Annotated in this window: 8 protein-coding genes; 3 read left to right on the top strand and 5 right to left on the bottom strand. The window is 66.1% G+C overall.

Annotation, left to right across the window (positions count from 1 at the left end):
- Positions 1-64: 64 nt before the first annotated feature.
- A complete protein-coding gene (locus KU884_RS03965; protein ID WP_167781399.1) occupies positions 65-1,615 on the top strand; it encodes a BCCT family transporter in 1,551 nt (516 codons plus the stop codon).
- A gap of 10 nt (positions 1,616-1,625) precedes the next feature.
- The gene (locus KU884_RS03960) at positions 1,626-3,551 is read left to right on the top strand and encodes a glycine betaine ABC transporter substrate-binding protein (protein WP_167781398.1); all 1,926 of its coding nucleotides are present in this window, start codon (positions 1,626-1,628) and stop codon (positions 3,549-3,551) included.
- A gap of 165 nt (positions 3,552-3,716) precedes the next feature.
- Here the strand turns inward: KU884_RS03960 and KU884_RS03955 are convergent, their stop codons facing one another.
- A complete protein-coding gene (locus tag KU884_RS03955) occupies positions 3,717-5,096 on the bottom strand; it encodes an IS1380 family transposase (protein ID WP_167781397.1) in 1,380 nt (459 codons plus the stop codon).
- 247 nt (positions 5,097-5,343) lie between these two features.
- Here KU884_RS03955 and KU884_RS03950 point away from each other — a divergent pair, with 247 nt between their 5' ends.
- The gene (locus tag KU884_RS03950; protein WP_167781396.1) at positions 5,344-6,705 is read left to right on the top strand and encodes an IS5 family transposase; all 1,362 of its coding nucleotides are present in this window, start codon (positions 5,344-5,346) and stop codon (positions 6,703-6,705) included.
- Positions 6,706-6,764: 59 nt separating this feature from the next.
- Here the strand turns inward: KU884_RS03950 and KU884_RS03945 are convergent, their stop codons facing one another.
- Genes KU884_RS03945 through KU884_RS03930 form a run of 4 tightly spaced genes read right to left on the bottom strand, consistent with a single transcriptional unit; the run spans position 6,765 to position 10,439 of the window.
- Positions 6,765-7,511, bottom strand: coding sequence for a TIGR03747 family integrating conjugative element membrane protein (locus KU884_RS03945; protein ID WP_167781395.1), 747 nt, complete (start codon positions 7,509-7,511; stop codon positions 6,765-6,767).
- The gene (traD, locus tag KU884_RS03940; RefSeq protein WP_174813711.1) at positions 7,511-9,598 is read right to left on the bottom strand and encodes a type IV conjugative transfer system coupling protein TraD; all 2,088 of its coding nucleotides are present in this window, start codon (positions 9,596-9,598) and stop codon (positions 7,511-7,513) included. The genes KU884_RS03945 and traD overlap by 1 nt, the downstream gene beginning before the upstream one ends.
- Positions 9,595-10,068, bottom strand: a complete 474-nt coding sequence (locus tag KU884_RS03935) for a PFL_4695 family integrating conjugative element protein (protein WP_167781394.1) — start codon at positions 10,066-10,068, stop codon at positions 9,595-9,597. The genes traD and KU884_RS03935 overlap by 4 nt, the downstream gene beginning before the upstream one ends.
- A complete protein-coding gene (locus KU884_RS03930) occupies positions 10,065-10,439 on the bottom strand; it encodes a hypothetical protein (protein ID WP_167781393.1) in 375 nt (124 codons plus the stop codon). The genes KU884_RS03935 and KU884_RS03930 overlap by 4 nt, the downstream gene beginning before the upstream one ends.
- Positions 10,440-10,488: the final 49 nt, after the last annotated feature.

Raw genomic sequence — 10,488 nt, 5'->3', positions numbered from 1 at the left:
GGACACACCGAAGAGCAACAAAATCGGCCCCATCCTTTGACAGCCCGCGCAATGAGGAGAGGTCATGTCCCGGCCCGTCGAGCAACGCCGCTTCACCCTGAACCGGGTTTTCGTGGTCTCACTCATCCTGGTCGCCGCCTTCGGCACCTGGGGGCTGATCGATCCCGAGGGCATGAGCAGCACGTCCCTTGGTTTCACAACTTTTATGCTCACCAGCATCGGCTGGTACTGGTTGCTGATTAGCACCGGCTTTCTGATCCTCGCAGGATTCCTCGCCTTCGGCCCCTACGGCGGCGTGAAGCTGGGTGACGATGACGAGGAACCCGAGTTCTCGACCGTCTCCTGGATCGCGATGCTCTTCGCCGGGGGCATGGGCGCAGGCTTGATCTTCTGGGGTGTTGCGGAACCGCTGTACCACTTCCGTGAGCCGCCCGGGATGCCGGGCGAGACCGCCGAGGCCGCCAGGGCTGCATTCGCCCTGACGAACCTGCACTGGGGGCTGCACGCCTGGTCGATTTATGGCATCTGCGCCATGGTGATTGCCTATTTCACCTTCCGGAAGAAGCAGAAACCGCTGATTTCCACTCCGATCGAGGCCCTTTTCCCGGGGGTTGCGGGCCAGCGCCTGGGTCAGGTTGCCAATGTCCTTGGTGTCTTCGCCGTCGTCTTCGGTCTTGCTGGCTCGCTGACCATGGGCACCCTGCAGATCCGGGCGGGCCTTGGCGAACTGAGTGGCACGCCCCTGAGCTTCGGTATGTCCCTGGCAATCATGGCGGTCATGTATGCCACCTACATGACCTCCACGGCTGTCGGTGTCGACAAGGGCATCAAGCTCCTGTCCAACATCAACATGGCGGTGGCTGTTCTGATGGTGATCTACATTGCCTTTGTCGGTCCGACCGCTTTCATTTTCGAGACGCTGGTGGATTCCTTCGGCAGCTATTTGACCCAGCTTCCGAATCTCGCCTTTCACCTGTTGCCGTTCGAGGGACTGCAGGGCTGGACCGCCAGCTGGACCCTGACCTACATGATCTGGTGGCTGGCATGGGGGCCCTTCGTCGGCATCTTCATCGCCCGCATCAGCCGCGGCCGGACGATTCGCGAGTTCTGCGCCGGAGTCATCATCGTACCCACGCTTTTCTCGCTGTTCTGGTTCGCGGTGCTGGGCGGGGCGGGCGTATTCATCGAGCTCTTCGGGGGCGGAGGGATTGCCGAACTCGTGTCCCAGGACGTCAGCCGTGCGTTCTTCATCTTTCTCGATTTCTTTCCGTTCGGGCAGCTGCTGGGCTTTATTGCTCTGTTCCTGATTTTCATCTTCCTGGTGACTTCCGCGGATTCGGGAAGCTTCGTGCTGTCGATGATGACCAGCGAAGGCCAGCTGAACCCGCCGCTGACCTACAAGCTGGTATGGGGCACCCTGGTCGCCGTGCTCACCGTTGCCACCCTGTTTAGTGGCTCGGTTGAAGTCGCCAAGGCGATGGCGGTCACCGGCGCGATTCCGTTTTCCGTGGTACTGCTGCTGCAGGTGGTGGGTTTTCTGAGAACAATTCGAACCGAACGCGGAGGTGCTCGTGTGCACTCCCTACGCGCATCGGCGCGGTCGATCAACGGGTAAGGAGCCTATCGTGAGCGGCACCCGCAGCATCCTACTAAGCCTCGCCCTGTTATTCATCCTTACCGGATGTGGCAGTGACCGCGAGCCATTACAGGTCGGTGGCACGCAGTCCCCGGAAGACCAGATCGTCGCCGAGCTGGTGGCCGAGCTCGCCGAAGCTGCCGGCATACCCGTGAAGCGACGCATCGGTCTGGGCGGCAGCCGGCTTACGCTTGAGGCCCTGAAACGTGGCGAGATCGATCTTTATCCCGAACAAACGGGGGCGGGTCTGGCGCTACTGGGACTCGCGCAAGCCCCCGACGCCGACCCGGATGCGTCCATCGCCCTGCTGCGCGATCGCTACGCCTCGCTCGGACTTGAGTGGAGCGAGCCGTTGGGCTTTGAAAACGGGCCCAGGCTTGTAATGCTGCGCGACCGCGCGCTCTCACTCGGCATTCGAAGCTATTCAGATCTGGCGCGCTACGCGGATCAGCTCGCGCTCGGGATCGACAGCGATATGCGGGCTCGCCCCGTCGACGGTCTTGCGCCCCTTGGCCGGCGCTATGGCATGGAGTTCCAAAGGACCCTCGAGATTGAGCCGCGCGACCGAAGCGAACTCTATGATCGCCTGCTGGACGGTGATATCGATGTCGCACTGACCCGCTCAGCCGCCCCCCAGATCCAGATCTTCGACCTGCATGTGCTTGAGGACGATCTTGATTTCTTTCCTCGCTATGACGGCGCCCTGGTCTATCGTCAGGCGGTCCTGGAACGCTTTCCGGCGCTGGAAGACGTCCTCGGGCAACTGGCCGGTGCAATCGGGAAATCGCAGATGCAGGCGCTGAGTAGAAGTGTCATGGTGCGGGGTGAGGATCCGCGTGAAGTGGTACGGGCAGAATTGATCCGTCTCGGTCTGATCGATGGCGAGATCGGGGAGCGCGATCGTCAGGCCCTGAACCTGGCGGTTTCCCTTTCGGCAAACGCGGATGGGGAGGTGGGAACCGTTCTACGTCAGCTGCGCCGATCATTCCCGACCAGCACCGTGAACCTGATCCGATCCGATGATCCGCTTGGCGCGATCGACGATGCGCGCGCGCGGATTGCGCTGATCGGCGCGCCGGCATTTTTTGCGCCCGGCTCGGCCGATCCAGCCACCGGGCAGCCTCCAATGCGCTCCGGCATCGAGGCCGTGGCTCTGGTTGGGACGAGTTTTCTGCAGGCCTTTGCACTGAAACCGGAAGTCAGTCGCCTCGAGGACGCGACCGTGATCGCGACTGGGCCCACGGGTTCCAGTGGCTTTCGAGTCGCGCAGTCCATTATCGACGGCCTACAATTGACCGCCACACTTAGCCCGGTTGACGGCGATACACCCGTTGCCCTGGCCGACGCCCTGGTCGATAGCGGGGCCGACGTCGCGATCCTGATGGAGCCTGTCGGCAACTCGACCGCTCTGGCCCTGCTGCAGCGGGATCTGCGGCTGATCGGCGTCGACAACTGGGTGCAGCGTAACAACCGCATTGTCTTTCCTTACCTGCAGCCGGCGCGCCTCGCCCCCTCCGACTACGCACGTTTTTTCCCAGCGGAGCATGAGGGGGCCGCGCGGATGTCCGGATTCAGCCAGCCAGTCGAGACCCTGTCCACGCAACTCTTGGTGGCAGGACCCGCCCCGCCGGGGGATGTGAGGCTCTCGACCCAGGGCCCGGGAGCGAGCCTTATTCCCCGCGCCCTCCCTTTGACCGACCAGGTGGTCGAGCGCATCAATGCTGGCACCGGAAAGGCTGAGGATATCTATCCGATTCTGCCGCAGGCGCGTGCATTGACCCCGCGATTACCGCAGCCCCCGGAGTCACTGAATCCCTCGCCGGCCGCATCCACTCTTTCCATGCTGGCGTTAGCGTTGCTGATCTGGGTGACCTGGCTGATGCTGGGGCCGGCACGCCCGGCGCGCCTTGGTTGATGAAGCCGATGGTCGGTGCAACGGTTCCGAACCGGGTGCGAGACACGCATGAGCAGCCTCACAAGGAGCTCTCGAAGCCGGTTGGCCACAGCTGCAGACGAGCGCCCCCGTCGCCGGGGTGTTCCAGCGTGTCGGGGATGGTTTTTCGCGTTGAAGCGGACGCGGTCATGCGGCCAGTCGCCATCGATGACGCCGCCCCAGCAGCGTGCGCCACAGCGTCGCGGCACGGCGCTCGAGGATCACATGCAGCCGGCGTGCCTGGCGCTGCACACGCGCGGCGGCCTTGAGCACGCGCTCGCGCAGCCGCCGCAGGCTCCAGCCCTGTCCCGTGGCGGCCTCCATCTGGGCGCGCAGGACATGCAGCAGCTCATAGGCGAGCAGCCGCAGCGACAGCAGCGCCTGCGCCCGAGCGAAGACCTCGGCCTCGCTGGCCCGTCCCCGCGAGGTGCACGGCAGCGAGGTGCCGATGGTGTCCTTGAACTCGCCCATGTGCCCCTCGGCCTTGCCACGGCGGCGGTACAGCGCCAGGACCTGCTCGCCGCTGTGGGTCGATGCGGCCAGGTTGGTGACGATGTAAAAGCACCGTCGAAAGAGCTCCGCCGGGTGCTCCTGGATGACCATGACCACGCGGCGCTTGCGCTGCCAGCTCTCCGCCCCGTAGACCGTCTCCTCGGTCCACTCCCGGGGCCGCTCCGCCGGGCGCCCCGGGCCGCGGCGGCGGTGCGGGTCGAAGTGGCGGTCCAGCGCGGCGTTATCGCGCAGCCGACCGAGGTAGCCGATCCCGGCCTGGTCCAGCGCCTCGAGGGTGGCGCCGTCGGTGAACCCTGCATCGAGCCGGCAGCGCACCTGCCGAGCGAGACCACGCTCGCGCAGGGTGGCGACCAACTCCGGGATCCACGCGACGACCTGCGCGCCAGGGGCGGCGTTGCCAGGGCGCAGCAAACCGCCCAGCATGTCGCCCGTCTCGGCGCAGGAGGCGATCAGCGGGTAGTGGATCCGGTCACCGACATGGCCGTTGTAGTCACTGCCCGGCTGCCCGCCGTGAGCGGTGAGTGGGAGGCCGTCGATATCGACGGTCATCACAGCCGCCGGCGGTGCACCGGCGGCGGCCCGCCGCCGCGAGGCAAGCTCCAGCGCCGCGGTGTCGATCACCGCCTGGTTGGCGGGCTGCGCGAGCAAGTCCAGCAACCGCGAGAACGTCGACTGCGAGGCCAGGGTCTTGCCAGCGGCACCCACGCCGCGCCTGTCGCTGCCGGCGAGCGCGAGCAAGGGGTCGTCGCGCAGCCGCTGCGCATCACTCTGATCGCCCCTGCCCTGGGCGATCATGGCAACGGCCTCGCGCAGCAACTCCGGGAGTGAATGCACGACACGCTCCGGGCAGCGAGGGTCGTGCAGCCGCCCGACGAGGTGGTCGATGAGGCCGGTGTCATCGAGAACTTCGCGCAGCAGCAGGAAACCGGCATCGCCGCTGAGACGCTCGGAGCGCGTCTCCACCCGCACGGAACCATTGAACGACGGCTCGAACAGCGATAGCGTTTCACCCATGGCGCAGCGTCCCTTTTCTTGATCAATGTCTTCACAACACTGATTTTGAAGGGATTACGGCGCTGCGTCACCCTCTTTCTACCCTGCCGGTGAATTATCCGGGGTGAAGGTAAGTGGTTTAAGTAGTCGGCACTGAAAAACTTGCAACCCACTGATTGGGCGTAAGTTGCGGCATTTCTCGGCATTCTGAAATTGCCGGTTTTTGGTATCCTCAGGGCAGTTTCCCTGCAATAACGGACGGTGTTGGATGGGGCCTCGGGACGAGCGGCACACGCCACAGGACGATCTCTTCCGCAGCGAGTTGGTGAACCTGATCGATCCGCGCCACCCGCTGGTGAAGCTGGCCGATCGCATCGACTGGTCGGTGTTCGAGCGCGAGTGGAGCGAGCTGTTTGCCTCGCCAACCGGCCGACCCGCTGCACCGCCGCGGCTGATCGCCGGACTGCTCTACCTGCAGCACGCCTACAACTTGTCTGACGAGGCCGTTGTCGAGCGCTGGGTGGAGAATGTCTACTATCAGCACTTTTGCGGCGAGAAGTACTTCCAGCACGAGTTCCCGATCGATCCCTCGTCGCTGACCCGCTGGCGGCAGCGCATCGGCGAGGAAGGTGTGGAGTTGCTGCTTGCCGAGACCGTGGAAGTCGCCAAGCGCGATGGCGTGGTGAAACGCCAGAGTCTGGAACGCGTGACCGTGGACACCACCGTCCAGGAGAAGGCGATCACCTACCCGACGGATGCCAAGCTCTACGCCCGCGGCATCCGGAATCTGACCAAGCTCGCGCAGCAGCACGGTGTCCCACTGCGCCAGAGCTATGCGCGCAAGGCGCCGGAGGCGCTGTTGATGGTCAACCGCTACGCCAAGGCGCGACAGATGAAGCGCAAGCGCCGGATGACCAAACGGCTGAAGACCTACTTGGGCCGTGTGACCCGCGACATCGATCGTAAGATCGAGGACGCACCTGAAGCCACCCAGGCGGCGTTCCAGGAACCGCTGCACAGGGCGAACCGGTTGCTCAGCCAGACCCGCAAGAGCAAGAACAAGCTGCTGTCCTGGCACGCCCCGGAGGTCGAGGTCATCGGCAAGGGCAAGGTGGCCAAGCCCTGGGAGTTCGGCGTGAAGGTCTCCGTTGCTGTCACGAACAAGGAGAGCTTCGTGGTTGGCTGCCGTTCCATGCCGAATAACCCGTTCGATGGCCACACCCTGGCGGAGACGCTGGAGCAGACCGAGATCCTGAGCGGTGTCGCACCGAAGCGCTGCTATGTGGATCGTGGTTACAAGGGCGCAGCGATCCCCGGTGTGCAGATCTTTCGCTCCGGGCAGAAACGTGGTGTGAACACCCGAACGCTGAAGAGGGAGCTGAAACGCCGCAGTGCCGTCGAGGCGGTGATCGGACACATGAAAACCGATGGCCGTATGGATCGCTGCCGGCTCAAAGGTGCGCTGGGTGATGCGCTCAACGCCGTGCTGGTGGCTGCCGGGCACAACATCCGGTTACTGCTCCGGGCCATGGCCATCCTTTTGCGCGAATTGCTCCGCCGGCTCCCGGCAATGATCGGTGCCGGAATACAGGGTCAGGACTTCGATCCCTCAATGCGGGCCGTCGCGTGACGGGTTATTCAGGACGGACTAAGTAGCAAGCTAACGTCTCGCGGCGGGAGGGTAAGGATTCAAAGGTGCTTCTTGAACCGCGACGCCGTGATCGCCACGGTTACCGCATTAAGCACAGCGAAAGGCAGGATCACCCAGTTCGGGTGCATAGGCACCGGCATCGCCAGGTAGACCACCCAGGCCATCGCGATGGACGGCGCCATGAGGCGCTTGGCGTGGTGGTAGACAAAGCTGCTCTCGCGGCCGCCGCCCCAGCGACGCAGTTCCCGCTGGACGAGGCCGTCGACGACCGCCACCAGGGAGAACAGCACGAACACCGGCATGGCCAGGGTGAGAACACCCACGCGCAGGGCGAACACCTGGGTGATGGTGATCGCCGAGAGCACGTAAGGCTCCGCTGCTCCATAGCCACTGCGCAGCTTCGCCTGGAACCGCCCACCGTTCGGGTCCGGAGGACGGCCAAGCCACTCCAGCAGCCATTCGATGCCGGTTGCAACGACAAGCCCTTTGTAGGCGAGATCCGCGAACGCCCGAACGTAGGCCGCTGGCTCCCCGACGCCCGGAATCGCGGAGCGACGGAAATCCTGATTGATGTACGCCGCCTCGCGCTCGAGCATCGCGCGGCTGTGCTCAACCCCGCGGTCCGGCCACACCCAGGTCTGCCCCACCCACTCGGCGACGATCGAGAACAGCAGCGCGACCAGTAGCCAGAGCAGGAGCTGTCCAATCACCCCCAGAACACTGCCCGCCCACCCCGGCTTGCGCGCTGCGGGGTGACGGTTCACCTGCGCCTCCCGGGTGGCCATCAGGCCGCATCCTCCGGCGGCGGTGTGGGCACCGGATCCCTTTGCCACCAGTAGTCGCCCGTGGCGTAGTCACGCGCCATGCGCTCGGTGATCTCGTCCAGGGACGCCGGCATGACCGGGTCGGCCTCGCCGCTCGGCAGCGGCAGACGCAGCTTGTAGAGCTGGCCGCCCTCGACCAGGGCGAATGCCTGGCCCTTGGGCAGGGTCACCACGTCCGCCGGCGTGAGCAGCGGCGCCTCGGTCACCGAGATGCGGTCCTCGTTGCGGCTGGAGAAGTGCTGATCGGATTCCGGGTCGGAGGCGTCGTTGGTCCCGGAGACCTGCATCAGACTGAACACCTCCACCTGCGGGAGCTGGGTGGTGAGCATCTCCGCGGTGGCGTACTCCTTGACCCGCAGCACCACCAGGGTGTTGAAGTTCCCGGCCACCTGGCCGGCCTTCGGCTTGCTGCCGATGCGCGCCTCCACGTCCGACCAGGTCTGGGTGTACGCGGTCACCTGGAACCCGGCGCCGCCGGCTTTGTTCAGAAGCGGCACGAACTCGTCGCCGATCAGCTCGTTGAACTCGTCGGCGTGCACGTTGACCGTGGGCATGCTCGAGCGACGCTCCGGCAGTCCATCGTCCTGGCCGTGCTTGTACATCTGACCGGCCACCGAGCACAGGTCGGCGAACATGGAGTTCCCCACGGCGGCCGCCACGTCGGCGTCGGAGAGCGCGTCCAGACCCACGTACACGACGCCGCCGGTGCGGATTACCTCGCGCCAGTCGAAGATCGGCCGCGGGTCGTCAGTGTCCAGGTAATCCGGTGAGATAAGTTCCGCGGTCTTGCCCGTGGTGAGCTTCTCCATGAGCGGCAGCAGGCTCGCCACGATCTTGTCGAAATAGGTCTTGTCATACTCCATGGCCGAGCGCAGCCCATCGGCCACCGGATCGGCCAGCCCCTGCTCCTTCACGTAGAGCACCAGGGCGATGGCGCGCTTGTCCCGCCCCTGGAGGTTCCGTGGGACGCGGCGCTCGTCCATGTTCGCCTCGCGCCGACCCACCTCGTCCCGCCAGCCTTCCGGCGCGACACCCGGTAGCCAGTGCTCGTAGTACTCGATGAGCAATGGCTCGATGTTGGTCACGTCCTGGAGGATCTGGTCGTAGGCCGGCCGGTAGCCCAGCGCGACGCGCGCCTGGGCGACGATGTTCACGAACCGCCAGGCGAACTCCCGGAACGCGGCACTGTTGCCCTCGCTGGGCAGTTGCCGGGAGGTCCGGCTTGCGACCTCGGTGATGCGCCCGAACGAGCCCACGGCGTTGTAGCGCGCCGAGTACTCCGGGTAGCCGAGGTGGAACATGTGGAAGCGGTCCTCGCGCCCGGCCCGGCGGGCCTCCGCGTAGACCCGTTTCAAGAGTTCGGCGTCGCCCTTGGGGTCGATCACGATGGTGACGTCCCCGCGACGGATGTCCTGGGCGATCAGCAACTCCGCAAGGCGCGTCTTGCCAACCCGCGTGGTGCCAAGCACCAGGGTATGCCCGACGCGTTCGCCCAGGTCGGTGTAGACATCCTCCTCCTCGTCGCAGCCAACGGCGTGCAGGACGGGCTTACCGCCCACCGGTGGCAGCGGCGCCAGGGGATTCCACCAGGAACGGTACGCCAGGGCCCCGGCGAGCAAGCTGAGGCCCGGGGTACTCTCCCAGGCAACCTCCCGGCGCCGCGCCCAGTTATACAGCGGCCCCGGCTCCACGTAGTGCTGCACCTCGGGGCGGATGGTGTCCCGCAGCCGCTGCGTGTGCTTCTGCCGCCACCGGAACCCCCGTCCCAGGTAGAGCTTGCGACGCGACACCGGGATCTCGGCAGAGCGCATCCGAAACTCCGGCAGGCGTTTCAGGTTGCGATGGTAGCGCACGATCCACCAGCCCTGGCGGCCGCGCCACGCAGCGACACCGGCGAGAATCACCGCCGCACCCCACGCCACCGCCGGGGTCATCATCAGCGCCCAGGGCGCCACCACCGCGATGATCGCCGCACACGCAGCCACCCCTGCCGAGTAGAACTCCACCGGCGGCCGCAGCAGCGCCTCCACGGGGTAGCGTTCGCTCACTGCTCGAACCCCTCCGCCGAGATCACCACGGGGTAACGCTCAAGCCCGAACCGCCGCGCCAGCTCGCCCCCCGGACTCACCTGCACCGGCACCTCGCCGGAGGCATCCATGACGCGATCAAGATCGGCGGCGCTCTCCGCCTGCACGAGGAGGCACAGGGCATCGGCGGCCCGAAGGGAGTCGCGATGGCGTTCCAGCCAGCGCAGGGACCGTGCGTCCGCGCCCACCAGGCACACCGGCTGCGGCAGATGCGTCAGCATCCGTTCCACCTCGGCCGACGGCGTCGCCCGCACCGGACCCGGCTCCATCTCCGGCGTGTCCACCGGCAGAAGATCGGCAGGCTCGGCCACCACCGGCGGCTCGCCCGGGGACGGCTCCGGGCCCGACGACGCAGCCTCACCCGCCCGTGCATCGCCGGCCCAGACCGACACGGCGAGGACCGTGAACACACCGACCGGGATTCGCGTCACTCGGCCCAAGCCCCACCTCCCGGCCGACCGGTGTCGATGGCCACCCAGCGGCGATGACCGGGCACGCCGCCGCTCAGCTTCCGGGCACACAGGTCCGCCTCGACGGCTGCCAGGCGCTCGGCAGCCTCCTCGACGGGTCCGGGAAGGACCCGACCGCGTACCACCGCGTCAGCCACCTCCTCCGGCGCCCACCCAAGGCGCCGCAGCGACGCCAGCGCCTCGGCGCGTTGTGCCGACCTCAGCCACCCGCCCTTGTGCAACAACTCACCCGGCCCCTGCGCCGGCAGGCGCGACAGGGTCAGGCACGCCACCTCGTCCGGCAGCCGCGGCGCCGCCGAGACACGGAACACCCCCATGCGTCCTGCGGCCACTTGGAGCCAGTCCTCCCAGCACCATGCGGCCGGATCGAACCCGTCCGTG

The sequence above is a fragment of the Aquisalimonas sp. 2447 genome (assembly GCF_012044895.1).
Lineage (GTDB): Bacteria > Pseudomonadota > Gammaproteobacteria > Nitrococcales > Aquisalimonadaceae > Aquisalimonas.
This window is presented reverse-complemented; position numbering and strand designations above follow the sequence as displayed.